This window comes from Pseudomonas sp. GV071 (assembly GCF_003050835.1).
Lineage (GTDB): Bacteria > Pseudomonadota > Gammaproteobacteria > Pseudomonadales > Pseudomonadaceae > Aquipseudomonas.
The window spans coordinates 1-23,572 of the sequence record NZ_QAOJ01000020.1; the positions used below are offsets into that span (position 1 = coordinate 1).

The window sequence follows — 23,572 nt, forward strand, 5'->3', positions numbered from 1 at the left end:
TCTACGGCGATTTCGCAGAAGGGATTCATCGACATTTTGACGTTGGCGAGATCAACGCCGGAGTTGTCCGCTTTGACGCGAACCTTGACGTTGTAGTCAACCACTCGTTTGACAGCTACAAGAACCTTCATGGATTCCTCGTTACTCTCCGGTGAATAAGAAGTCGCCAATAGACAATGGCGGGTGATGCTCGTCGGCCGGAACCGACGGTCAGCCTACAGCACGGCTAGCGCAAAACCGCCCGTATCTTGACCGCATCGCCCAAACGGGTCAATACGACAAAATGGCCACTTTAAGCCGTGTAAAGCCGATTCTAGCAGGCTATTTGAAAATTCAAACAAACGTTTGTATTGGACCCGTGAAGGTCCGTGGATATAATGCGCCGACACAGCTCACGGAACGAGCCCGTACCTCAAATAAAACATAGATAGAGCCTGAGTAGGAGATAGCCTGTGGAACGCGAATTTATGGAGTTCGACGTCGTCATCGTTGGCGCCGGCCCAGCTGGCCTGTCCGCGGCCTGCCGACTGAAGCAAAAAGCCGCCGAAGCGGGCAAAGAGATCAGCGTCTGCGTAGTCGAGAAAGGCTCCGAAGTCGGTGCCCACATCCTCTCCGGTGCCGTGTTCGAACCCCGCGCCCTGAACGAACTGTTCCCGGACTGGAAAGAGCTCGGCGCGCCGCTGAACACCCCGGTCAAGCGTGACGACATTTATGTCCTTAAGAACGAGACCAGCGCCTCGAAAGTGCCTGACCTGTTTGTGCCGAAAACCATGCACAACGAAGGCAACTACATTATCTCCCTCGGCAACCTGTGCCGCTGGCTGGCCCAACAGGCCGAGAACCTCGGCGTAGAGGTCTACCCAGGCTTTGCCGCTCAGGAAGCGCTGATCAACGAGAATGGCGTCGTCACCGGCATTCTGACTGGCGACCTCGGCGTAGACCGTGAAGGCCATCCGAAAGAAGGCGTGTACACGCCGGGCATGGAGCTGCGCGGCAAGTACACCCTGTTCGCCGAAGGCTGCCGTGGCCACATCGGTAAACAACTGATCAAGAAGTACAACCTGGACAGCGACGCCGACGCCCAGCATTACGGCATCGGCATCAAGGAAATTTGGGACATCGACCCGTCCAAGCACGAGCAAGGCCTGGTGGTGCACACCGCCGGCTGGCCGCTGGACATCGTCGGCACCGAAAACACGGGGGGTTCGTTCCTCTATCACCTGGAAAACAATCAAGTCGTTGTCGGCCTGATCGTTGATCTGTCGTACGCCAACCCGCACCTGTCGCCGTTCGATGAGTTCCAGCGCTACAAACACCACCCAGTGATCAAGCAGTACCTGGAAGGCGGCAAGCGCGTTTCCTACGGCGCTCGCGCCATCTGTAAAGGCGGCCTGAACTCGCTGCCGAAGATGGTCTTCAACGGCGGCGCGCTGATCGGTTGCGACCTCGGCACCCTGAACTTCGCGAAGATCAAAGGCAGCCACACCGCCATGAAGTCCGGCATGCTCGCCGCTGACGCCGTGGCCGACGCGCTGTTCGCCGGTAGCGAAGGCGGTGACCTGCTCAACGGTTACGTCGAGTCGTTCAAGGCCAGCTGGCTGTACGACGAGCTGTTCCGCAGCCGTAACTTCGGCCCGGCGCTGCACAAGTTCGGCCCACTGCTGGGTGGCGCGTTTAACTTCGTCGACCAGAACATTTTCGGTGGCAAGATCCCGTTCACTCTGCACGACACCAAGCCGGATTACGCCTGCTTGAAGCCGGCCGCAGAAGCGAAAAAGATCGCCTACCCGAAACCGGACGGCAAACTCAGCTTCGACAAACTGAGCTCGGTATTCCTCTCCAACACCAACCATGAAGAGGAACAACCCTGCCACCTGAAGCTGATCGACCCGAGCATTCCGCTGCTGAAAAACCTGCCGCTCTACGACGAGCCTGCGCAGCGTTACTGCCCAGCTGGCGTGTACGAGATCGTCACCCAGGAAAGCGGTGAGAAGAAGTTCCAGATCAACGCGCAGAACTGCGTGCACTGCAAAACCTGCGATATCAAAGACCCGGCCCAGAACATCAACTGGGTGGCTCCGGAAGGCGCTGGCGGCCCGAACTACCCCAACATGTAAATGCTTGGGTAATAAAAAGAGGCTCCTTCGGGAGCCTTTTTTATTACCTGGCAGTTGCACAGATACACGCCCGACAGAAACGACAAAGGGGCCCGAAGGCCCCTTTGTTTTGCACAACCCGAAGGCTTATGCGTGCTCAGCGTTGATCTCGTTTTCCGGGTACCAAACGTCGATCAGCGGACTGGCGGTGTAGTCGGTGACTTCACTGCGCGCCTTCAGCCAAGCTTCAACAGCAGCACGCTGCTCTTCGCTGACCGAACCACGCTTGGCCAGGCAAACCAGACCGTAGTCTTCACCGCCAACATAGCCCAGGCCATTGTCTTTCATCGCTTCACGCAGGAACGCGTCGAGGAAAGCGTCGATGTCCGCTTCGCTCAGGTCCGCCTTGAGGTTCAGGTTCAGCTCGAAACCGAGCTCCTGGAATTCATCCACGCAGAGTTTTTTGCGCAGACGGCGGGAACGATTAGTAGCCATGGAACAATCCTCAAAAGTGATATCGCGCGGCACTTTACCAGCAATGGCGGCGGCTTGCCCGACTCTCTGCCAGGCGACCTGAAAGCGGCAGACAAAAAACCCGCACTACCCCGCCAACTGTAGAACGCTTCGGGCATAATGCCGGCACTTTCTCCGCGCAATTGGGAACCTGTGGCCCCAAGCGCTTTCTTCTTTACGCCATCTTTCTTTTTTGGCCCTTGCCTGAAGGGTTTCTGCCAATGATCAAATCGCTTCGCCACCTCGTCATCGTCAGCTTATTGTTACCCGCCGCCCTGCCGGCGTTTTCCGCCCCACTGAACACCACCCTGCCCGCCTCCGTACAAAAAGCCATGAAGGCCGGCAAGATAGGCAATGACTCGCTATCGGTAGTCACCCTGCCCATGACCGGCTCTGGCACGCCGACCATCATCAATGCCGACGTCTCCGTGAACCCGGCTTCGACCATGAAGCTGATCACCACCTACGCTGCCCTGGAATTGCTCGGCCCCACCCACCAGTGGAAAACCGAGTTCTACAGCGACGGCCCGCTGAAAGACGGCGTGCTACACGGCAACCTCTACCTCAAAGGTGGCGGCGACCCGAAACTGAACATGGAAAAACTCTGGCTGCTGATGCGCGACCTGCGCGCCAATGGCGTCCAGCAGGTGACCGGCGACTTGGTGCTGGACCGCACTCACTTTATCCAGCCGCAACTGCCGGTGTTTGATGACGACGGCAAAGACGACAACAAACCCTTTCTGGTAACCCCTGACTCGCTGCTGATCAACCTCAAGGCCGTGCGCATGATCACCCGCGCCGACAGCGGCAAGGTCAGCGTAATGATGGAGCCGCCGCTGACTAACGTGCGCATCGACAACCGGGTGAAATACCTGGGTAAAGGCAAATGCGTCGGCGATGTGCGCTTCAATCCGGTCACCGAATTCGACGGCACTACCTTGGTGGTCACCGGCCAGCTCAATGAGGGCTGCAACACCCAGTCCTACCTGTCCCTGCTCGACCACGCCGGCTACGCGGCAGGCGCTGTGCGGGCCATCTGGCAAGAGTTGGGTGGCACCATCCTCGGCAAGGACCGTATCGATGTCGTACCCAAAGACGGCACCTTGCTGGCCCGCGCCTTCTCGCCGGACCTGGCCGAGATCATCCGCGACATCAACAAGTTCAGTAACAACACCATGGCCCGCCAGTTGTTTCTGAGCCTGGGCGCGGAGTTTCGCAACAGCGCCGACGGCGACGATGCCAAAGCTGCACAGCGGGTGATCCGCCAATGGCTGGCGAAAAAAGGCATTACCGCCACCCACCTGGTGATGGAAAACGGCTCGGGCTTGTCGCGGGCTGAACGCGTAAGTGCGCGGGAGATGGCGGCGATTCTGCAAACCGCCTGGAAGGGTCCTTACGCCGCCGAATTCATCAGCTCCCTGCCGATCGTGGGCATGGACGGCACCATGCGCAAACGCCTGAAAAACTCGCCATTAAATGGCCAGGCGCACATCAAGACTGGCACCCTCAACACCGTGCGCGCCATCGCCGGCTTCAGCCGCGATGCCCAGGGAGACACCTGGGCTGTAGTCGCCATCCTCAACGACCCACGCCCGTGGGGTGCGTCGTCGATTCTGGATCAGGTGCTGCTGGATCTGTACCGCAAGGCTAACTGAGACATCTCAGACATCACCGTCGTCCCAGCGCAGGCTGGGACCCAGAATCTGAAGTCGAACTCCTTCAGAAGTACCGCACCTGGATTCCTGCCTGCGCAGGAATGACGGTGTCTGGCCCGCAATCTTTATTTCGCCATCAACTTCCACGCGCGGTGAATCTTGGTATTGCGCGCGAAATCCGGGTCCAGCGTGCTGGCGGTAATTTCTTCAACCTGATAACGCGCCGCCAGCCCTTCATCGAGCTGGAATTTGCGGAAGTTGTTGGAGAAATACAGCACCCCGCCTGACGCCAGGCGCGCCATCGCCAGGTCCAGCAACTGCACATGGTCGCGCTGCACGTCGAACACGCCTTCCATGCGCTTGGAATTGGAAAAGGTCGGCGGGTCGATGAAGATCAGGTCGTATTCTTCCCGGTCTGCCGCCAGCCAATTCATAACATCGCCCTGCTCCAAACGATTCTTGTCCGAGAAGCCGTTCAGCGACAGGTTGCGGCGCGCCCAATCCAGATAGGTTTTCGACAGGTCGACGCTGGTGGTGGTGCGTGCCCCACCCTTCGCCGCATGCACGGTCGCCGTGGCGGTGTAGCAATACAGGTTGAGGAAACGCTTACCGGCCGCCTCGCGCTGAATGCGCAGGCGCAGTGGGCGGTGGTCGAGGAACAGACCGGTGTCGAGGTAGTCGGTGAGGTTGACCAGCAGCTTCACCCCGCCCTCGCTAACCTCGGTGAAGGTGCCTTGGGTGGCCTGACGCTCGTACTGTTTGGTACCGCTCTGGCGTTCACGACGCTTGATCACCACCTTGGACTTGTCGACGCCCAAGGCTTGCGGAATCGCAGCCAGGGCGTCGAACAGGCGACCCTGAGCCTTGTCGGCATCGATCGTGCGCGGTGGCGCGTACTCCTGCACATGCACCCAGTCGTGGTAGAGGTCGATGGCCAGGGCGTACTCCGGCATGTCGGCGTCATACACACGGTAGCAATCTACGCCTTCTCGGCGCGCCCACTTACCAAGAGCCTTGAGGTTTTTCTGCAGGCGGTTGGCGAACATCTGCCCGCCTTCACTCAGCCGTGCCTGTTCTAGCGGAGCGTCGGCGGCGGCAGTTTCCGGCGTATTGCCGAGGGCCACTTGCTCACGCTCGCGCTCACGCTGCTCCGGCGTGCGACGTTCGCCAGTAACGAACTGCTCGGGCTGCACCTTGATCAGCAGCAGCTTGCACGGCAGCGCGCCGTTCCAGAAGGCGTATTGCTTGTGGCTGCGAATGCCCATGCGCTTGCCCAGATCCGGCGCGCCAGTGAAAACCGCAGCCTCCCAGTTCATGCAGGCCTGACGCAGACGCTCGCCGAGGTTCTGATAGAGGTACAGCAGGCTGGCTTCATCGCCCAGGCGTTCGCCATAGGGCGGGTTGCACACCACCAGACCAGTCTGGTTATGGTCCGGACGCGGCTCAAAGGTCGCCACTTCGCCCTGGTAGACCTTGATCCAGTTCGACAGGCCGGCACGCTCGATGTTGTTGCGCGCCGGCTGGATCAGCCGTGGGTCGGCTTCATAACCGCGAATCCACGACGGCTGCTTGGCCAGCCCCGCATCAGCCCGTTCCTGCGCTTCAGCATGCAGCTTCTTCCACAGCGCCGGCACGTGGCCGAGCCAGGAGGTAAAACCCCAGCGCTCACGGCGCAGGTTCGGCGCGATATCGGCGGCGATCATCGCCGCTTCCACCAGGAAGGTACCCACGCCACACATCGGGTCAGCCAGGGCGCCGCCAGCAGCGGCGATGCGTGGCCAGCCGGCACGGATCAACACCGCTGCAGCGAGGTTTTCCTTCAGCGGCGCAGCGCCCTGCTGCAGGCGGTAACCGCGCTGGTGCAGGCTGTGGCCGGAGAGATCGAGAGACAAAATGGCTTCGCCACGGTCCAGGCGCAGATGAATGCGCAGGTCCGGATTGAGCTTGTCGATGGAGGGGCGTTCGCCAGTGCTGGTACGCAGCTTGTCGACGATGGCGTCCTTGACCTTCAAGGCACCGAAATGGGTGTTATCGATACCCGAGCCGTTACCGCTGAACTCAACCGCCAGGCTACCGGCGGCGTCCAGGTGTTCGGCCCAGTCGACCGACAACACACCGTCGTAGAGGTCATCAGCGTTGGCCATGGGAAAGCGCTTGAGCACCAGCAACACGCGGTTGGCCAGGCGGGACCAGAGGCACAGGCGGTAAGCCGTTTCCATCTGGGCAAAGCCACGGATCGTCGAGGTGTGTTCACGGGTTTCTTCCAACCCCAGTGCGGTGGCTTCCTCGGCGAGCAAACCTTCCAGGCCTTTAGGGCAGGTAAGAAACAGTTCAAAACGATCCGACATGTGTATTCCAGTGCCTAAGCGTTGTGGCGTGCAGTTGGTCTGCATGCCCGGTTGAAGACCTCGGTTCTACCCGACGATCCCGCACTCCCAAGTGGAGCGCTGTGTGAGCCGTTATTGGCTCGACGCTGCCAGACCGGACAGCCGCACTGCACAGGAGCCTAGTCGCAAGCCCTGCGCCGTGCCTGTCGCCAGGCCTAGCGAGTGACCGCAAACGGGATGCGGTCACCGAAAAATGTCATCGACAGCGGGTTTTCAACCCTTCGTCGGAATACCCGAACCATGCAAGTGCGAAAAGCTCGCACTGGCCATTCGCCGTTACCAGAGGCCACACCCCCGGCCCTGCTGGCGTGAGTGGCAAAGCAGCATTTCCCTTATGGCCTCACCACTACAAACGTTACGTGCTTATGACAAAACGATCATTCCCAGCACCTCTGGCATTCGTTAGAAATCAACTCAGCCCCACGTCGCAACGACGCCGGGGGGAGACCCGTAACGCCGGCAGCGGGCTCCACTGGTAGAGGATTTCTGCCAGGCCTCGAAAGAGGCAAATAGGACATAACAGTCAACAAGTGAGGGCAACACCCTATGAGAAGACTTAAGCGTGATCCTTTAGAAAGAGCTTTTTTGCGCGGCTATCAATTTGGCGTCCATGGCAAATCTCGTGAACTGTGTCCATTTACCCTTCCTTCCGTACGCCAAGCCTGGATCAACGGCTGGCGAGAGGGTCGTGGTGACAACTGGGACGGAATGATCGGCACCGCCGGTATCCATAGGCTTAACGAACTGAACGCAGTCGGTTAAACAGGGAAACTCCGACTACTTACTCCCGCTTTACCATGCACGTCCCATCCGGACGGCGGGCGAGAGCCCAGGGGCTCCTTTTAAGGAGCCCTTTTTATTGCCCGCGATTTACGTCGGGGTCATCAGGCCTTAGGCATCGCCCCAATCGCATCCACCGCCTCACGGATCAGCGCCGGGCCCTTATAAATGAAGCCGGAATAGATCTGCACCAGGCTAGCACCGGCGGCGATCTTCTCAGCCGCGTGCTTGCCTTCGGTAATGCCACCCGCAGCAATGATTGGCAACCGCCCGCCCAGCTCAGCGGCCAGCGCACGCACCGTGTGGGTGCTCTTATCGCGCACCGGCGCACCGGACAAACCGCCCGCCTCGTCACCATGCACGAGGCCCTGCACGCCGTCACGGCCGAGGGTAGTGTTGGTGGCGATCACCGCATCCATACCGGCCTCGACGAGCGCGCGGGCCACTTCGATGATTTCTTCGTCGCTCATGTCCGGAGCAATCTTGATCGCCAGCGGCACACGTTTGCCATATTGTTGCGCCAGATCTTCCTGACGTTGGCGCAGGGCTTCGAGCAACTGCTTGAGTGAATCACCAAACTGCAGGCTGCGCAGGCCCGGGGTGTTCGGCGAGCTGACGTTGACGGTCACGTAGCTGGCATGGGCGTAGACCTTGTCCAGGCACAGCAGGTAGTCATCGACCGCGCGCTCCACCGGGGTGTCGAAGTTCTTGCCGATATTGATGCCCAGCACGCCCTTGTATTTAGCCGCGTGTACCCGCGCCAACAGGTGATCGACGCCGTGGTTATTGAAACCCATACGGTTGATGATCGCCTCGGCCTGCGGCAGGCGGAACAAGCGTGGCTTGGGGTTACCCGGCTGTGGACGCGGGGTGACGGTGCCGATTTCGACAAAGCCGAAACCCAGCTGCGCAAAGCCGTCGATGGCATCGCCATTCTTGTCCAGGCCGGCTGCCAGACCCACCGGGTTAGGGAAGTCCAGGCCCATCACCCGCACCGGCAAACGCGCTGGCTGCTTGCACAGCAGGCCATTCACGCCGAGGCGGCCGCCAGCGCCGATCAGGTCGATCGACAGCTCGTGGGAGGTTTCTGCGGAGAGTTTGAAAAGCAGCTCGCGGGCCAGGGTATACATGGGCAGGCTTTGCTCGAGAAAAAGAGGTCGGCGATTATAGCCGCGCTGGCCCCCTGACGGCGAGGCGCTTAACGCGATCCGAGACGCCGCAGGGTCAGAAGTTCGCCGGCGCTGTTAAACTCCAGCTCGAAGGAACCGTAGACGCCATCGTGGGTCAGAAAAGGCCGCAGGTGATGGGCCGGCAGGCTGACCCGCCGACCGTCGCGGCTGCGTAACAGGATTCGGTTGGCCTGCCCTTGATAGACCGCGCGCAAACGTTCGGCAGATAGGGCAATATCCAACTCCAGGCTTGGCATGGAGGCTACCTCGCAAATGATTCCCGCAATACTGCCACACACGGCCGCTCGGTCGCAGGCGCAAGGCTGCCGGTGGGCGGTGCTTAGCTGTTTGACAATTGCGACGGCAACATTGCAGATCGTCTGCCACACTGGCTGGGATGACCCGGGATGTAGCATTTGGCCATGAGTTCGAGCGAACACCCTCACACCCTCACCGAACGTATCTCAGCGCTGGCGCAGCGTCTGGGCCTGAGTAGCCGTGGGCCACGGCAAATCCTGCAGCGTGCTAGCAGCCTGCGCCTGCCGTTCCAGGTTTTGCCGCAGCCAAGCGAGCAGATCTGGTGGCAAAACGGCGCGCCACTGCAGCGCCTGGTAGACCTGCCACGCAATGCCCTCTCCGGCCCGGTGCAAGAAGACAAAGCCGAAGCCCACTCGATGTTGATCAAGGTGGTCGAGCACGACACCCAGCAGCTCAACTCCTTCGACCTGCGCCTGATAGACGGCCTCTGCGGCAGCGACCTGCGCGCCAAGCCCTTCGCCAGTTTCGAGGAATACGCCAGCAGCGAAGCCTGCCGCTCCATTCGCATCATCAGCTACAAGGATTTCGTCAAAGTTATCAGCACCGCCCTACCGCGCTTTCTCGCCGGTGAGCGGATTGTGCTGCGACAAGCCGATTGGGTGGGCAACCGCGTGTACTGGGCCGGTGAACATCACCACGAAGCCTTTGCCAGCGCCATTGCCTATGCGCGCCTGCGCGGCCTGGATGTCAGCCTGCCTGCCGAACTCACCCGCTATCGCCTGAACGTAGCCGGCCTGCAAGCCTTGCAGAGCAGCTATCACATGCTGGCGATGCCGGTGCAAGCCTGGAGCGACCCTCAATTCATGGGTCTGCTCCTGGATAAAGGCCTGCCCTATGCACGCCTGGCCATGTTAAGAACCCCTGGTGCGCCGGAGTTTCTGTTACTGCCCAAACATTCGCCCGAAGCCACCGCCCTTGGTGAAGGGCTGCGTCTGGCAGGAGCGCCGGACGTTGTGGCTTACCTGTGCCAACTGGCGACCACTATCAAGTCCTGAGCCTCAGGCCGGCTCCTCCTCGTCCCCCTCAAGCACCTGCGCTTCGCCCTCAATGAAATCCTGCTCGACCTCAAACTCCAGCTGGCGTTGATGCAAGGCTTCGCTTTCTGCCAGCAGCTGCAACTGCGGCTGATGGCGCGCCCGCCAGTCCTGCGGTGACAGGCCTATGTGGTCAAGCAGCATCGGGTTGCAATGCACCAGATACACCGCGTGCATCTGCGCCGAGTCGGCCACCTTGAGGTTCATCAGGTCGCCATCCACCGGACCGCCGTAGGTAATCCAACGAGCGAACTCCGGGTACAGGCTGCAGACTTTTTCGAAATCCATGTCGTGCATGCGTTGCAGGCCGTTTTCGATATTTTCCAGGCGCTTCTTGTCGATCCCGGTCAATTCTGCGAACGCTGGGCGCTTGATCCCCATGAGTTCACGCAAGCCTCTGAGGCGCTGGCCAGCGGTGTAGAGAAAACGTTGATTGTTCATCTGCACATCCTTTTGTAGCGCTAACCGTATTTCCGATTTTTACTACCAGTTAGTAGATTTTAGTTGATCAACTAACAATTAGTAAGGAAGCTACGGTAATGATATTAGGGAGTTCCAACCTGTCATTGCCGTGACAGGCCGCGATGGTGCAGCAAGCAAAATGAAACGAATAGAACTCACCCCAGCGTGGTTTGGCCAATGTCCGCGCTACTTATCCGCCGAAAGTTTTTGCCATGCCGCTGGCTTGGAAGACCGTCAGGACCACATTAAAACCCTTATGGATCAGGGGGTTCTCCCTGCCAGGCAGATTGGCCGCTATGTGATGGTGGACATGCATCAACTGATGCTCATGCTGCCGTCCGACGCAGCTGAAGATCTATTCGTCGACTGAATTCGGCCGCCCCCTACACGGCTGAAAACCGTCTCTCACGTTCGAGCGGCAACCTTCATGGGTGAGCCGTAGGCATTGTCCTGCGCATAACTTCCATCCAATTCAACCGCAACATCCGGATTGCCAATCCTGTCCACAGCGGCAACACTCTCGCCTCTTTATCCAGGGCTGGAGATTGCCGTGAGACTTGCCGACTACGTTCGCCTGCTGAGCCTGGCTGCCATCTGGGGCGCCAGCTTTCTGTTCATGCGAGTGATCGTGCCGGTTCTGGGCCCTCTGCCCAGCGCATTTTTTCGCGTAGCCCTGGCCGCAGTCGGCCTGATCGTGATTCTCTGGGTCATGCGCGTGCAGTGGAATTTCCACGGCAAGTTGCGCCACTGTCTGGCGCTGGGGGTGATCAACTCCGGCCTGCCAGCGACCATGTACTGCCTGGCGGCCATGGTGTTGCCCGCGGGTTATTCCTCGATTTTCAATGCCACCACGCCGCTGATGGGCGTGCTGATAGGCATGCTGTTTTTTGCCGAGCCACCCACCCCGAGCAAAACCCTGGGCGTGGTGCTGGGCCTGTTTGGCGTTGGCCTACTGACCCGCACCGGGCCGGTGGCTTTCGATGCTCAATTGCTGTGGGGCGCCCTCGCCTGCCTGGTGGCGACCACCTGCTATGGCTTTGCCGGTTTCCTAACCCGCAAGTGGCTGGGCGGTGTACCGCTGGACAACCGGGTGACCGCCTGCGGCAGCATGTTTGGCGCCACCCTGTTTCTGTTGCCGCTGTTCGGCTATGCCCTGGTGGAACAGCCCCCGGCCAGTTGGGGCGGGATGACCGTGTGGCTGTCGCTGGCCGGGCTGGGCCTGGTATGCACGGCGTTTGCCTATGTCCTGTACTTCCGCCTGATCACCGATATCGGCCCGATCAAAGCCTCCACCGTGACCTTCGCCGTGCCGCCCTTCGGCGTGCTCTGGGGCGTCCTGCTGCTCGGCGAACCGCTTTCCTGGGCCTACCTGTACGGCGGCGTGCTGATCGGCCTGGCGCTGTGGCTGGTGGTCAAGCCGACAGCGCCGGCGAAGGCAGTGCAAGCCTCATAACCCGCTGCCCTCAGCCTCATAGTTGCCCGACTCAAAACTCACGCCGTGGCGCACCCGCGGCGGATCATCGCCGCTATGCAGCAACACGACGTTGTCGATCAGAGTCTTATCGAACAGGGTCAGGCGGTCGAGCATGCGCAAGTGCTGCAGCCAGTTATCGACCACCAGCACTTCCTGCCACAACTCTTGATCACTGACGTCGCGGTACATCGCCCAGCGCTCGGCACCATTGCGCAAGCGCAGACGGCGCAGGCCCTGCACCGCTTTGACGAACTCGCGGGTACGCTCGCTGGTTATGCGGTATTCGATGGTCACCAGCACCGAGCCGCGCTCCGGGTTGAACACGAAGGTCGGCTGCCCCGGCAAGGTAGCTGGCGCGTGTGCGATGTTGGTGGCGTCCAGCTCCGGCAGCCGCGACTGGTACAGCAACAGCGCACAAACAAACATCAATGAACCCGCCGCCAGCAAGGCGCCCTGCACGCCCATGGTTTCAGCCAGGTGCCCCCACAGAAACGAACCCAGTGCCAGGCCGCCATACAGCGCCGTCTGGTACAGCGCCAGAGCGCGCGCCTTGACCCAATCGGGCACCAGAATCTGCACCGCCGAATTGTAGGTGGCCACCGCCGCAATCCAGCAGGCGCCGCCCACCAGCAGCGCCGGGTAAAGCACCCACAGGCTGTCGACGCTGCCCAACAGCAGCACGATCACCGCCAGCAGCAAACCCGCAAAGCTGATCAGCCGGCTGCTGCCGACAAACTGCCTCGCGCGGTTCACCAGGGTGCTGCCCACGATGGCGCCGATCCCCAGGGCGCCAAGCATATAGCCGTACACCGAGGCGTCGCCCTCGGGGTTGCGGTGCGCCAGGATGGGCAGCAAGGCCCAAATCGAACTGGCCGACACGCCGAAGCTGAACGAGCGCAGCATGACTAACCGGGTCACGCTGGAATGCTGGGTGAAGCGCAGCGCGGCGATCACCCCTTCACCGATGTGCTCCGGTGGAAACTGCCGCACCGGCAGTTCGCGCCGCCACTGCCAGATCGCCGCGATCAGACCCAGGTAGCACAGGCAGTTAAACAGAAACACCCAGGCCGAGCCGGTGACGCTCAGCAGCAAACCGCCAAGCGCCGGGCCCACTGCACGGGCAACGTTGTAATTGACGCTGTTGAGCAGCACCGCATTGCCGACCATCGCGGGCGGTACCTGCTCGTTCACTGCCGCCTGCCAGGCCGGAATGGTGATGGCGCCACCGAGGCTGATCCACAGGATCGAGACGATCAACAGCAGCGGATCGAGCAGTCCGGCAAAGGCAATCACGGTGAGAAAGGTCGCGCCGCTGAGTTCGAAGGTCAGGCCGATGAGCATGATCTTGCGCCGATCATGGTTGTCCGCCAGCACCCCGGAGACGATCGACAACACCACCAGCGGCAAGGCCGAGGCCACCTGAATCATGGCGATCATCGGCGCGCTGGCATGGGCCTCGGTGACCACCCAGGCAGCCGCTACCGACTGCGCCCAGGTACCGAGGTTGGCGAACAGATTGGCGATCCAGATGATGCGAAAGGCGCGCACCGCGAAGGGCGAGAAGATGCCCGGCGGGTTGGGCTTGGGCGACTCCGGCGTGGCGCCGGCTTCAGGGGACAGGTCGTTCTTGGGCGAGACGGACTGCAACATGGGCAACACCTTGTACGGGGTAAGCCCCGGTCAGTGTAGGTCTGTGGCACTCATTGGAGAAATGGGTTGGCGGGGAAAATTATCGAGGCTGAAGCCTCTCCCACATGGAAACGGGACCACCTGTGGGAAGCTTCAGCCTCAATGTTTTAACCGGCTTACTGAACCAGCTCCTGCTCACTGAACATATCGCTGAACAACATGCTGGTGAGGTAACGCTCGCCGGAGTCGGGGAGGATCACCACGATGGTCTTGTTCTGCATTTCGGGGCGTTCGGCCAGGCGCACGGCAACGGCCATCGCAGCGCCGCAGGAGATACCACAGAGAATCCCCTCTTCACGCATCAAACGCAGGGCCATGGCTTTGGCTTCTTCATCGTCCACCAGTTCTACGCGGTCGACGATGCTCAAATCGAGATTCTTCGGCACAAAGCCGGCACCGATGCCTTGAATCTTGTGCGGGCTGGGCTTGATCTCGTCACCGGCCAGCGCCTGGCTGATCACCGGCGAACCGCTGGGCTCAACGGCTACGGAGATGATCGGTTTGCCACAGGTGTTCTTGATATAGCGCGACACGCCAGTGATGGTGCCGCCGGTGCCGACGCCGGCCACCAGCACATCGATGGCGCCTTCGGTGTCGTTCCAGATTTCCGGGCCGGTGGTTTTTTCGTGAATGGCCGGGTTGGCCGGATTCTCGAACTGCTGCGGCAGGAAGTACTTGCTGCTGTCGGAGGCGGCGATTTCGGCGGCCTTTTCGATGGCGCCTTTCATGCCCTTGGCCGGCTCGGTGAGCACCAGCTCGGCGCCCAGGGCCTTGAGCACTTTGCGGCGCTCCAGGCTCATGGAGGCCGGCATGGTCAGCAGCAGTTTGTAGCCACGGGCGGCGGCCACGAAGGCCAGGCCGATACCAGTGTTGCCGGAGGTAGGCTCGACGATGGTCATGCCCGGTTTGAGCACACCACGGTCCTCGGCATCCCAGACCATATTGGCGCCGATCCGGCACTTCACCGAATAGGCCGGATTACGCCCTTCGATCTTGGCCAGGATGGTCACGCCCTTGGGGCCCAGGCGATTGATGAATACCAGCGGCGTATTGCCGATGGATTGGGCGTTGTCTGCGTAGATGCGGCTCATATCCGGTGTCCCTTGGTCTATTCGCAAAGGCCGACAGCCTATGCCCGCCAAGGGGCAGCGTCCAGCCTGAAAAAACTCGAACCGTAGCGGCTCGCAAGCGGTCTAGCTTCTACTTAATAGGCGAACTGCCCAGGTACCGCTGCGATGAAACGACGCTACAGTTGGCCACTCTGGACGTTAGTTGGACTCATCGTCCTGGTCCTGGTTCTGCATATCACCCTGCCCTACGTGGTGCGCGACTACCTCAACGGCAAACTCGCCGACATGGGCGAGTACAAAGGCGAAATCACCGACGTCGACCTCGCCTGGTGGCGCGGCGCCTACCAGATCAACGGCCTGAACATCCGCAAGGAGGACGGCAAGGTGCCAGTGCCGCTGCTGGATGCCCCGCACATTGATATCGCCGTCAGCTGGCATTCGCTCTGGTACGACCACGCCGTAGTGGCCAAGGTACTGTTCAGCCAACCCACGCTCAACTTCGTCGATGGCGGCAAAGATAAAGACGCTTCTCAGACCGGTAAGGGCGTTGACTGGCGCGAGCAGTTGAACAAGCTGCTGCCCATCACCCTCGACGAAGTGCGGGTGGTCGACGGCAAGCTGGGCTTCCACAACTACACCTCCACCCCCCAGGTAAACATGCAGGCCACCGAGGTGAATGCCAGCCTGTACAACCTGACCAATGTCGCCGACAAGAACGGCGAGCGGTTGGCGCACTTCGAGGGCAAGGCGCTGCTGCTCGGCCATGCGCCGCTGGAATGCACCATCGTGTTCGACCCCTACGAGAACTTCGAAGACTTCAAATTCCGCCTGCGCGCCCGGGATATCGAACTGCGCACGCTCAACGACTTTTCCGCCGCCTACGCCAAGTTCGATTTCAACGCCGGCCATGGCGACCTGGTGATCGAGGCTGACGCGAAAAAAGCCCAGCTCAGCGGCTATATCAAGCCGCTGCTGCGCGACGTCGACGTGTTCAATTGGCAGCAAGACGTTGAGGAAAAAGACAAAGGGATTTTCCGCTCGATTTGGGAAGCCTTGGTGGGCGGTAGCGAAACGGTGCTGAAGAACCAGCAAAAAGACCAATTCGCCACCCGCGTCGAACTCAGTGGCAACGTGCATCAGCAGAACATCAGCGCCTTCCAGGCGTTTCTGGCGATTCTGCGCAATGGCTTTATCCAGGCGTTCAACGCGCGTTATGAACGGGCCAAGCCCACGGAAGACTAAGCCCTGCCCCAACCAATGGGCGGTTTCCGGCAACTTGTCGTTTGCTGACTGCCCATTCAGTGACTGAATGGCGCGTCTGCGTTCACAGTCGGGCGACACGCGCGTTATAGTCGCCGCCTACATTTACAAAAACCGCCGGGTTCAATACGAACCTGCTGCTATCCGTTCGAGGATTTTCCGATGAAGTTCGAAGGCACCCAGGCTTACGTCGCCACCGACGACCTCAAACTGGCAGTCAACGCTGCCATCACCCTGGAGCGCCCGCTGCTGGTCAAGGGTGAGCCGGGCACCGGCAAAACCATGCTGGCCGAGCAACTGGCCGAGTCCTTCGGCGCCAAGCTGATTACCTGGCACGTGAAATCCACCACCAAGGCCCACCAGGGCCTGTACGAGTACGATGCGGTCAGCCGCCTGCGCGACTCGCAGCTGGACAGCGACAAAGTCCACGACGTGCGCAACTACATCAAGAAGGGCAAGCTCTGGGAAGCCTTCGAGAGCGATGAGCGCGTGATTCTGCTGATCGACGAAATCGACAAGGCCGACATCGAGTTCCCCAACGACCTGCTGCAAGAACTCGACAAGATGGAGTTCTACGTTTACGAGACCAACGAGACCATCAAGGCAAAAAAACGCCCGATCATCATCATTACCTCGAACAACGAAAAAGAGCTGCCGGACGCCTTCCTGCGCCGCTGCTTCTTCCACTACATCGCCTTCCCGGACCGCGCCACGCTGCAGCAGATCGTCGATGTGCACTACCCCAACATCAAGAAAGACCTGGTGGCCGAAGCCCTCGACGTGTTCTTCGACGTGCGCAAAGTGCCAGGCCTGAAGAAAAAGCCTTCCACCTCCGAACTGGTCGACTGGCTGAAGCTGCTGATGGCCGACAACATCGGCGAAGCGGTGCTGCGTGAGCGTGATCCGACCAAGGCGATTCCGCCGTTGGCAGGCGCTTTGGTGAAGAACGAACAAGACGTCCAGTTGCTGGAGCGCCTGGCCTTTATGAGCCGCCGCGCCAGTCGCTGATACGCCTCCCCTGCCCGCTTGCGGGAGAGGGGCCGGGGGAGAGGGTTCTAACAGGCACCTGCGAGTCGCCTGCCTACCCCCTCTCCCTAACCCTCTCCCCCAAGGGGGCGAGGGGACTGATTTATGTTGGGTCGCCCCTCTGCGGCTGTATTCGAGAGGGAATGAAATTCCGATGGAGACGCAGCCATGCTGCTCAACCTATTCAACGAAATGCGCGCCGCCAAGGTTCCGGTCTCGGTTCGCGAGCTGCTGGACCTGATCAACGCGTTGAAGCACAACGTGACTTTCGCCGACATGGACGAGTTTTATTACTTGTCGCGGGCGATTCTGGTCAAGGACGAGCGCCATTTCGACAAGTTCGACCGTGCCTTCGGCGCCTATTTCAAGGGCCTGGAAAACCTCAACCAGCACATTGAGGCATTGATCCCCGATGAGTGGCTGCGCAAGGAATTCGAGCGTTCGCTGACCGACGAGGAGCGGGCCAAGATCGAGTCACTCGGCGGCCTGGACAAGCTGATCGAGGAGTTCAAGAAACGCCTCGAAGAGCAGAAGGAACGCCACGAAGGCGGCAACAAGTGGATTGGCACCGGCGGTACCAGTCCGTTCGGCTCGGGCGGTTTCAACCCGGAAGGTATTCGCGTCGGTGACGCTGGCAAGCGTCAGGGTAAGGCAGTAAAAGTCTGGGACCAGCGTGAATACAAGAACCTCGACGACCAGGTGGAACTCGGCACACGCAACATCAAGGTGGCCCTGCGCCGCCTGCGCAAGTTCGCCCGCCAGGGCGCACAAGACGAGCTGGATCTGGACGGCACTATCGACTTCACCGCCCGTGACGGCGGCCTGTTGAATATCCAGATGCGCCCGGAACGCCGCAATGCGGTGAAGCTGCTGATTCTGTTCGACATCGGCGGCTCGATGGACGCCCACGTGAAGGTCTGCGAAGAGCTGTTCTCGGCGTGCAAAACCGAGTTCAAGCACCTGGAGTATTTCTACTTCCACAACTTCGTCTACGAGTCGGTGTGGAAGAACAACCTGCGCCGCACCTCCGAGCGCTTCTCTACCCAGGACCTGCTGCACAAATACGGCGCTGACTACAAAGTGGTGTTCGTGGGCGACGCCGCCATGGCCCCCTACGAAATCACCCAGGCCGGCGGCAGCGTCGAGCACTGGAATGAAGAGCCAGGTTATGTATGGATGCAGCGCTTTCGCGAGAAGTACAAAAAGCTTATCTGGATCAACCCCTACCCCAAGGACACCTGGAACTACACGGCCTCGACCAACATCGTTCGCGACCTGCTGGAAGACCAGATGTACCCACTGAGCTTGCGTGGCTTGGAAGATGGGATGAAGTTTTTGTCCAAATAAACACGGGCCCTGCGGGGCCCGTGTTTATTTCGCTGGATGTCGTTAGGCCGAACGCTTAGCGCCAGGGCCGCTGCTCGTGCTGGGTCACCTTGTGCGTGCGATTGAACCCCAACGTCCACCCTGCCCCCAGCACAAGCAGTTCAATCACGAATGCCAGCAACAGCGCGCAAGCAATGCCCCAGGCAATCGCTTCCGGCGCCAGGAGCACCTGGTAGCGGTAACCGTCGTAGGTTTCCTGCCACAGTTCCGGATTGGCGTTGAACGCCACGTGCCAGACGCGGATATACCAGGGCCCGGTCATGGCTTGCCACTCGGCGTCGAGCAGGCGCGAGCGCACCAGCAAGGTGGTCAGGCTGTTGGCGTCGCTGGCAAATACCGGGTCGCTGCTGGCGCGGTAGTGGGCAACGAGTTTGTCGAGGTCGCCCGCGAAAAATTGGTTGGCGGTCTGGCGAAAGCCGCTCAGGCTCTGCTCGGATTCTTTCCAGTGCGCTTCGATACGCTGGCTGTAGTCATTGATGAAACCGGGAACTTGCACCCCCACCAACAGCCCCACGGCAAACATCACCAAACGTAGATAACTTCGGAACATGCCCACTCCTTATCTGCTTTGCCCGGCTTAGCTGCGGCCCTTGGCGATGCACTCGCCGCGCCGCCACAGGCTCCATTCGCCGGGTTGGTACAAGGTCCAGCTTTCGTTTTCGGTCAAGGGTTCGGTGGCCAGCACGGTGACCACGTCGTTGGGCGTGGTTTCAGCCTGGAAGTCGACGATCACGTCGACATCCTTCAGGCGTGCCGGGCCGAACGGCGAACGCCGGGTGATCTGCGCCAGCTTGCTGGAGCAGTAGGCAAACAACCAGTCGCCGTCGCTCAACAGACAATTGAACACGCCCTTGCTGCGGTAAGCCGCACAGGCGCGCACCAGGGTCGGCAAGAGCATTTCCACTGACACTGGCTGCGGAAAAGCGCTGCGAATCTGATTCAGCAGGTCGCAGAAGGCTGCTTCGCTGTCGGTATCGCCCACTGGCCAGTAGAAGCTCGGCGCCGGGTTGAAATCCGCCAGTTGGCCGTTGTGGGCGAAACACCAGTTGCGGCCCCACAGCTCACGAACAAAGGGGTGGGTGTTGGCCAGGCAGACCTTGCCGACGTTGGCCTGACGGATATGGCCAATCACGGTTTCGCTTTTGATCGGGTAGCGCTGCACCAGCTTGGCCACTTCCGAGTCGACGCTCGCCTGCGGGTCCTGGAACAGGCGCAGGCCGCGCCCTTCGTAGAAGGCAATGCCCCAGCCATCGCGGTGCGGACCGGTGCCGCCACCGCGTTGCATCAGCCCGGTGAAGCTGAACACGATGTCGGTCGGCACATTGGCACTCATGCCCAGTAATTCACACATGGCTCAACACTCTGACGAACAGCGAAATGGCGGCAGCGGGTTAAAGACGGGGTTCAATACGTTCACGACGACCACCGCTGCCACTGGCGGGCTGGGTGTGGCTGTCGGAACGGTCGGCACGCGGCTTGATATAGGGCTGGCTCTGTGGCTCGCGCTCCATCAACTCGCGCAAGGTGGGTTCGTCTTCGGCTATCGGCGCCGGCGCGGCCTTCGCGGCCTTGCGCTTGTTCCAGGCGCGCTCGATGGGCCAACGGATCAGCACCAGCACCAGGTACACGACAACCGCGATCATGCCGTACATGGCCAGATCGGAAATCGCCGTCCACATATTGCTGCCGACCTTGAACAGCAAATCCAGCGCGGTCACTGCCACGGCGGGAGCGTACAGGTCTTTGCCTGGGTCGACGATGGTTGGGGTAAACAGCAGCACCGCCACCACCAGACGCAGCGGCTCGCGCAGGTAGCGCCACATCCAGCCGGTCAGACGGAAGCTCACCAGCAGACAGCCCAGGGCGGCAATGGCATACAGGCCCCAGACGAGGACGTAATCGTGTTCGTTCATGCGGTTCGTGGCGATGCTGGCGAAGGGGCGCTTATGATAGCGGCTTTTCTCCTGCCCGGCGCGTTCGACGTCGGCCGCCTTCGCTCTGGAGTTTCTGTATGCCGAACGCCCCCATCGCCCGCCTGGAACACGGCAACGACCCGTACCACTGGCTGGAAAACCGCGACAGCGAGGAGGTGCTCGATTACCTCAAGGCCGAAAACGCCTACCTCGACGAGCAACTGGCCGAGCAAGCGACGCTGCGCAAGCAGCTGTTTGAGGAGATCAAAGGGCGGATCCGCGAGACTGATCTGTCGCTGCCCTCGCCCTGGGGCCCGTACCTGTACTACACCCGCACCACCGCCGGCGACGAATACCCGCGCCACTACCGCTGCCAACGCCCGGCCGACGGCAGCCATGCAGTGGACGCCGCCAGCGAGCAGTTGCTGCTCGACCCGAACGAGCTGGCCAATGGCGGCTTTCTGTCCCTCGGCGCCTTCAGCATCAGCCCCGACCACGCGCGCCTGGCCTACAGCCTCGACACCAGCGGCGACGAGATCTATCAGCTGTTCGTCAAAGAGCTGGCAACGGATGCCATCAGTGCCCTGCCCTTCGACGACTGCGACGGCAGCATGACCTGGGCCAACGACAGCCAGACCCTGTTCTTCGGCGAGCTGGACGACACCCACCGCCCGCACAAACTCTATCGCCACACCCTGGGCGGCAATGGCGCCGCGTTGGTCTTCGAAGAGCCCGATGGCCGCTTCTTTCTCAACTGCTACCGCGCAAGCTCCGAGCGCCAGCTGTTTGTCCTGCTCAACAGCAAGACCACCTGCGAAACCTGGGCTCTGGACGCCGATACGCCCAACGGCGAGTTCACCTGCCTGGCGCCACGGGTCGAAGGCCACGAGTACTTCGTCGACCACGGCCGCCTGGTGCATGGCGATGCTGCCGGCAGTTGGGGCTGGATCATTCGCAGCAACCAGACCGGCATCAACTTCGCCCTCTACCACGCCGCCACAGCGGGTGTTCCAAGCCGTGCCGACTGGCAGGAGCTGATCGCCCACAACCCCGAGGTGATGCTGGAAGACACCACCCTGAATGCCGGCGCGATCATCCTCAGCCTGCGTGAAGGCGGCTTGCCGATTCTCGAAGTGCACGGCCTGGGCCTGGCACCAGCGCGGGTGCAACTGCCCGATGCTGCCTACAGCCTGCATGTGCAGGACAGCCTGGAATTCGACAGCGAGGTGATCCGCCTGCGCTACGAAGCGCTCAATCGGCCGGCGCAAGTACGCCAGCTGCACTTGGTCAGCGGCGAACAAGTGGTACTGAAAGAAACCCCGGTGGAAGGCGTGTTCGATGCCGACGCCTATGTCAGCCAGCGCCTGTGGGCGACCGCCGCCGATGGCACACAGATCCCCATCAGCCTGGTGGCCCGTCGCGAAACCCTCGGCAAGCCGGCGCCCTTTTACCTGTATGGGTACGGGGCCTATGGCGCCAGCCTCGACCCCTGGTTTTCCCATGGCCGCTTGAGCCTGTTGGACCGTGGTTTTGTGTTTGCCATCGCCCATGTGCGTGGCGGCGGTGAACTGGGCGAAGCCTGGTACCGCGGCGGCAAGCTGGAACACAAGGCCAACACCTTCAGCGACTTTATCGCCTGTGCCGAACACGTGATTGCCGAGGGCTATACCAGCACGCAACAGCTGGCCATCAGCGGCGGCAGTGCCGGCGGTTTGCTGATCGGCGCAGTGCTCAATCAGCGCCCCGACCTGTTTGCCGCTGCCATCGCCGAAGTGCCCTTTGTCGATGTGCTCAACACCATGCAGAACCCCGATCTGCCGCTGACCGTCACCGAGTACGACGAATGGGGCGACCCGCACGACCCTGAGGTGTACGCGCGCATCAAGGCATACGCGCCTTACGAAAACGTCAGCGCCCAGACCTACCCGGCGCTGCTCGCCGTGGCCGGCTACAACGACAGCCGCGTGCAGTACTGGGAAGCAGCGAAATGGGTGGCCAAGCTGCGCGCGCACAAGACCGACGGCAATTTGCTGCTACTGAAAACCGACCTCGGTGCTGGGCATGGCGGGATGAGTGGGCGTTACCAGGGCATCAAGGATGTGGCGTTGGAATATGCGTTTCTGCTGAAGGTGTTGAGGTTATTGCCCTGACGTTACGTAGGAGCGGCTTCAGCCGCGATGCTCTTTACCTTAAAAGCATCGCGGCTGACCGGAGCGCCGGACCGGCCGCTCCCACAAAAAAGCCCCCCTACTCGACCTTCGGTTTCACCGGCTCTGCCGGCTTCACCTTCGGCGTACTCGGCGTCTGCTGCATCTGCGGCAGGCCGTTATCCCGAGGGTTCACCGTATTGGCCGGCGGCAGGCTGCGCGAGTCGTAGCTGCCCGGCGTGGTCGGCCGCGCCGCCGGCGCCGGCATCGGCACGTTGCGCGGTTGAATGGTCTGGTACGGGTTGGGCGTGGCCGTACCCGGTGAACCGGGCGTGGCCGCCACTGCCATGGCCGAGCCCAACAGGCCGGCCCACAGCACCATCGATCTGGACATATGCATAACGCACCTCCTCTACCCTGGCGTGAACGTTAGACTACGCGCCCCGTATTAGGCTCACTCTCAATGAAACGTTTCGTGCTGCTCGACACCGCCCCGATCCCCGAGAACGGTGGCGCCCTGTGCCTATTCGAGTATGGCGAGGATTTTGTCATCAAGATTCAGGGCGGCGACGGCGGCCAACTGATGAACACACGCATGCACGGCTCCGAAGATGCCCTGGCGGAAATCCCCTGCAAGCGCGTGACCCACCGCCCCGCCCCGCGCGTGCTGATCGGCGGCCTGGGCATGGGCTTTACCCTGGCCTCGGCGCTCAAACACCTGGGTAAAAATGCCCAGGTAGTGGTCGCCGAACTGGTACCCGGAGTTATCGAATGGAACCGCGGCCCGCTGGGCGCCAAGGCTGGTATGCCGATTGATGACCCACGCAGCGAAATCCGCTGCGCCGACGTGGCCAACGTGCTGCAAAGCGAACCGCAGGGCTTTGACGCCATCATGCTCGACGTCGACAACGGCCCCGAAGGCCTGACGCAGAGAAGTAACAGCGGTTTGTACTCCGCCGCCGGTTTACAGAACTGCCACCGCGCGTTGCGCGCCAAAGGCATTCTGGCGGTATGGTCGGCCAGCGCCGACCGCAAGTTTTCCGAGCGGGTGGCCAAGGCCGGCTTCAAGGTTGAAGAGGTGCAGGTGTACGCCCACGGCAACAAAGGCACCCGCCACACCATCTGGATCGCGGAAAAACGCGCTTAACCGTGACAGGCGCTTGAGAAGCCCGCGCGCCGGGCTCACCATAGCG

22 protein-coding genes and 1 pseudogene are annotated in these 23,572 nt (G+C 61.0%); 11 read left to right on the forward strand and 12 right to left on the reverse strand.

Annotation, left to right across the window (positions count from 1 at the left end):
- Positions 1-131, reverse strand: a pseudogene (locus tag C8K61_RS25985) (electron transfer flavoprotein subunit beta/FixA family protein); the annotation flags it as partial.
- Between the two features lie 321 nt (positions 132-452).
- On the opposite strand from C8K61_RS25985, the gene C8K61_RS25990 reads away from it, so the two are divergent.
- Positions 453-2,117, forward strand: a complete 1,665-nt coding sequence (locus tag C8K61_RS25990) for an electron transfer flavoprotein-ubiquinone oxidoreductase (RefSeq protein ID WP_108099849.1) — start codon at positions 453-455, stop codon at positions 2,115-2,117.
- A gap of 126 nt (positions 2,118-2,243) precedes the next feature.
- Here the strand turns inward: C8K61_RS25990 and C8K61_RS25995 are convergent, their stop codons facing one another.
- The gene (locus tag C8K61_RS25995) at positions 2,244-2,591 is read right to left on the reverse strand and encodes a YggL family protein (protein WP_108099851.1); all 348 of its coding nucleotides are present in this window, start codon (positions 2,589-2,591) and stop codon (positions 2,244-2,246) included.
- A gap of 239 nt (positions 2,592-2,830) precedes the next feature.
- Between C8K61_RS25995 and dacB the strand changes: the two genes are divergently transcribed.
- Positions 2,831-4,264 carry a D-alanyl-D-alanine carboxypeptidase/D-alanyl-D-alanine-endopeptidase gene (gene dacB, locus C8K61_RS26000; protein WP_108099853.1) on the forward strand — a complete coding sequence of 478 codons (1,434 nt, stop codon included), beginning with the start codon at positions 2,831-2,833 and terminating at the stop codon, positions 4,262-4,264.
- A gap of 125 nt (positions 4,265-4,389) precedes the next feature.
- Here dacB and rlmKL read toward each other — a convergent pair whose 3' ends face one another.
- A complete protein-coding gene (gene rlmKL, locus C8K61_RS26005; protein WP_108099855.1) occupies positions 4,390-6,612 on the reverse strand; it encodes a bifunctional 23S rRNA (guanine(2069)-N(7))-methyltransferase RlmK/23S rRNA (guanine(2445)-N(2))-methyltransferase RlmL in 2,223 nt (740 codons plus the stop codon).
- Between the two features lie 585 nt (positions 6,613-7,197).
- Between rlmKL and rmf the strand changes: the two genes are divergently transcribed.
- On the forward strand, positions 7,198-7,413 hold the full coding sequence (gene rmf / locus C8K61_RS26010; protein ID WP_108099858.1) for a ribosome modulation factor: 216 nt from the start codon (positions 7,198-7,200) through the stop codon (positions 7,411-7,413).
- A gap of 122 nt (positions 7,414-7,535) precedes the next feature.
- Here rmf and C8K61_RS26015 read toward each other — a convergent pair whose 3' ends face one another.
- Positions 7,536-8,561 carry a quinone-dependent dihydroorotate dehydrogenase gene (locus C8K61_RS26015; RefSeq protein ID WP_108099860.1) on the reverse strand — a complete coding sequence of 342 codons (1,026 nt, stop codon included), beginning with the start codon at positions 8,559-8,561 and terminating at the stop codon, positions 7,536-7,538.
- Between the two features lie 68 nt (positions 8,562-8,629).
- On the reverse strand, positions 8,630-8,857 hold the full coding sequence (locus C8K61_RS26020; RefSeq protein WP_108099862.1) for a DUF2835 domain-containing protein: 228 nt from the start codon (positions 8,855-8,857) through the stop codon (positions 8,630-8,632).
- A gap of 165 nt (positions 8,858-9,022) precedes the next feature.
- Between C8K61_RS26020 and C8K61_RS26025 the strand changes: the two genes are divergently transcribed.
- On the forward strand, positions 9,023-9,913 hold the full coding sequence (locus tag C8K61_RS26025) for a DUF6685 family protein (protein ID WP_108099864.1): 891 nt from the start codon (positions 9,023-9,025) through the stop codon (positions 9,911-9,913).
- Positions 9,914-9,916: 3 nt separating this feature from the next.
- Here C8K61_RS26025 and C8K61_RS26030 read toward each other — a convergent pair whose 3' ends face one another.
- Positions 9,917-10,393: a helix-turn-helix transcriptional regulator gene (locus C8K61_RS26030; RefSeq protein ID WP_108099866.1), complete on the reverse strand. Its 477-nt coding sequence runs from the start codon at positions 10,391-10,393 to the stop codon at positions 9,917-9,919.
- A gap of 160 nt (positions 10,394-10,553) precedes the next feature.
- On the opposite strand from C8K61_RS26030, the gene C8K61_RS26035 reads away from it, so the two are divergent.
- Positions 10,554-10,784, forward strand: a complete 231-nt coding sequence (locus C8K61_RS26035; RefSeq protein WP_108099868.1) for a hypothetical protein — start codon at positions 10,554-10,556, stop codon at positions 10,782-10,784.
- 180 nt (positions 10,785-10,964) lie between these two features.
- Positions 10,965-11,867 (forward strand): DMT family transporter, encoded by a 903-nt coding sequence (locus C8K61_RS26040; protein ID WP_108099870.1) that lies wholly within the window; start codon positions 10,965-10,967, stop codon positions 11,865-11,867.
- Here the strand turns inward: C8K61_RS26040 and C8K61_RS26045 are convergent.
- On the reverse strand, positions 11,862-13,538 hold the full coding sequence (locus tag C8K61_RS26045; RefSeq protein WP_108099872.1) for an MFS transporter: 1,677 nt from the start codon (positions 13,536-13,538) through the stop codon (positions 11,862-11,864). The genes C8K61_RS26040 and C8K61_RS26045 overlap by 6 nt on opposite strands.
- 155 nt (positions 13,539-13,693) lie before the next feature.
- Entirely contained in the window at positions 13,694-14,668 is a 975-nt protein-coding gene (gene cysK / locus C8K61_RS26050; protein WP_108099874.1) for a cysteine synthase A, read from the reverse strand.
- Between the two features lie 144 nt (positions 14,669-14,812).
- On the opposite strand from cysK, the gene C8K61_RS26055 reads away from it, so the two are divergent.
- The 3 genes from C8K61_RS26055 to C8K61_RS26065 all read left to right on the forward strand — a co-directional run bounded on the left by C8K61_RS26055 (position 14,813) and on the right by C8K61_RS26065 (position 18,280).
- Positions 14,813-15,889: a DUF748 domain-containing protein gene (locus tag C8K61_RS26055; protein WP_108099876.1), complete on the forward strand. Its 1,077-nt coding sequence runs from the start codon at positions 14,813-14,815 to the stop codon at positions 15,887-15,889.
- Between the two features lie 180 nt (positions 15,890-16,069).
- Positions 16,070-16,915 carry a MoxR family ATPase gene (locus C8K61_RS26060; RefSeq protein ID WP_108099878.1) on the forward strand — a complete coding sequence of 282 codons (846 nt, stop codon included), beginning with the start codon at positions 16,070-16,072 and terminating at the stop codon, positions 16,913-16,915.
- A 186-nt stretch (positions 16,916-17,101) separates the two neighbouring features.
- Positions 17,102-18,280 (forward strand): VWA domain-containing protein, encoded by a 1,179-nt coding sequence (locus C8K61_RS26065; protein ID WP_108099880.1) that lies wholly within the window; start codon positions 17,102-17,104, stop codon positions 18,278-18,280.
- Positions 18,281-18,335: 55 nt separating this feature from the next.
- Here the strand turns inward: C8K61_RS26065 and C8K61_RS26070 are convergent, their stop codons facing one another.
- From C8K61_RS26070 to C8K61_RS26080, 3 genes are read right to left on the reverse strand one after another with little or no spacing between them, the layout of a single operon-like run.
- On the reverse strand, positions 18,336-18,869 hold the full coding sequence (locus C8K61_RS26070; protein ID WP_108099882.1) for a DUF2937 family protein: 534 nt from the start codon (positions 18,867-18,869) through the stop codon (positions 18,336-18,338).
- A gap of 27 nt (positions 18,870-18,896) precedes the next feature.
- Complete coding sequence (locus C8K61_RS26075) at positions 18,897-19,670, reverse strand: class II glutamine amidotransferase (RefSeq protein WP_108099884.1); 774 nt, start codon at positions 19,668-19,670, stop codon at positions 18,897-18,899.
- A gap of 40 nt (positions 19,671-19,710) precedes the next feature.
- Positions 19,711-20,232 (reverse strand): MFS transporter, encoded by a 522-nt coding sequence (locus tag C8K61_RS26080; protein ID WP_108099886.1) that lies wholly within the window; start codon positions 20,230-20,232, stop codon positions 19,711-19,713.
- 98 nt (positions 20,233-20,330) lie between these two features.
- Here C8K61_RS26080 and C8K61_RS26085 point away from each other — a divergent pair, with 98 nt between their 5' ends.
- The gene (locus C8K61_RS26085) at positions 20,331-22,382 is read left to right on the forward strand and encodes a S9 family peptidase (protein ID WP_108099887.1); all 2,052 of its coding nucleotides are present in this window, start codon (positions 20,331-20,333) and stop codon (positions 22,380-22,382) included.
- A 97-nt stretch (positions 22,383-22,479) separates the two neighbouring features.
- Here C8K61_RS26085 and C8K61_RS26090 read toward each other — a convergent pair whose 3' ends face one another.
- Positions 22,480-22,779, reverse strand: coding sequence for a hypothetical protein (locus tag C8K61_RS26090; protein ID WP_146174340.1), 300 nt, complete (start codon positions 22,777-22,779; stop codon positions 22,480-22,482).
- Positions 22,780-22,842: 63 nt separating this feature from the next.
- Between C8K61_RS26090 and C8K61_RS26095 the strand changes: the two genes are divergently transcribed.
- Positions 22,843-23,526, forward strand: a complete 684-nt coding sequence (locus tag C8K61_RS26095) for a spermidine synthase (RefSeq protein ID WP_108099890.1) — start codon at positions 22,843-22,845, stop codon at positions 23,524-23,526.
- Positions 23,527-23,572 lie beyond the last annotated feature (46 nt).

Coding starts and splice junctions, on each gene's coding strand:
- rmf (WP_108099858.1), top strand. CDS start 7,198: ATGAGAAGACTTAAGCGTGATCCTTTAGAAAGAGCTTTTTTGCGCGGC.
- C8K61_RS26090 (WP_146174340.1), bottom strand. CDS start 22,779: ATGCATATGTCCAGATCGATGGTGCTGTGGGCCGGCCTGTTGGGCTCG.
- C8K61_RS26025 (WP_108099864.1), top strand. CDS start 9,023: ATGAGTTCGAGCGAACACCCTCACACCCTCACCGAACGTATCTCAGCG.
- C8K61_RS26085 (WP_108099887.1), top strand. CDS start 20,331: ATGCCGAACGCCCCCATCGCCCGCCTGGAACACGGCAACGACCCGTAC.
- dacB (WP_108099853.1), top strand. CDS start 2,831: ATGATCAAATCGCTTCGCCACCTCGTCATCGTCAGCTTATTGTTACCC.
- C8K61_RS26030 (WP_108099866.1), bottom strand. CDS start 10,393: ATGAACAATCAACGTTTTCTCTACACCGCTGGCCAGCGCCTCAGAGGC.
- C8K61_RS26055 (WP_108099876.1), top strand. CDS start 14,813: ATGAAACGACGCTACAGTTGGCCACTCTGGACGTTAGTTGGACTCATC.
- rlmKL (WP_108099855.1), bottom strand. CDS start 6,612: ATGTCGGATCGTTTTGAACTGTTTCTTACCTGCCCTAAAGGCCTGGAA.
- C8K61_RS26015 (WP_108099860.1), bottom strand. CDS start 8,561: ATGTATACCCTGGCCCGCGAGCTGCTTTTCAAACTCTCCGCAGAAACC.
- C8K61_RS26020 (WP_108099862.1), bottom strand. CDS start 8,857: ATGCCAAGCCTGGAGTTGGATATTGCCCTATCTGCCGAACGTTTGCGC.
- C8K61_RS26065 (WP_108099880.1), top strand. CDS start 17,102: ATGCTGCTCAACCTATTCAACGAAATGCGCGCCGCCAAGGTTCCGGTC.
- C8K61_RS26070 (WP_108099882.1), bottom strand. CDS start 18,869: ATGTTCCGAAGTTATCTACGTTTGGTGATGTTTGCCGTGGGGCTGTTG.
- C8K61_RS26035 (WP_108099868.1), top strand. CDS start 10,554: ATGAAACGAATAGAACTCACCCCAGCGTGGTTTGGCCAATGTCCGCGC.
- C8K61_RS25995 (WP_108099851.1), bottom strand. CDS start 2,591: ATGGCTACTAATCGTTCCCGCCGTCTGCGCAAAAAACTCTGCGTGGAT.
- C8K61_RS26075 (WP_108099884.1), bottom strand. CDS start 19,670: ATGTGTGAATTACTGGGCATGAGTGCCAATGTGCCGACCGACATCGTG.
- C8K61_RS26045 (WP_108099872.1), bottom strand. CDS start 13,538: ATGTTGCAGTCCGTCTCGCCCAAGAACGACCTGTCCCCTGAAGCCGGC.
- C8K61_RS26095 (WP_108099890.1), top strand. CDS start 22,843: ATGAAACGTTTCGTGCTGCTCGACACCGCCCCGATCCCCGAGAACGGT.
- cysK (WP_108099874.1), bottom strand. CDS start 14,668: ATGAGCCGCATCTACGCAGACAACGCCCAATCCATCGGCAATACGCCG.
- C8K61_RS26060 (WP_108099878.1), top strand. CDS start 16,070: ATGAAGTTCGAAGGCACCCAGGCTTACGTCGCCACCGACGACCTCAAA.
- C8K61_RS26080 (WP_108099886.1), bottom strand. CDS start 20,232: ATGAACGAACACGATTACGTCCTCGTCTGGGGCCTGTATGCCATTGCC.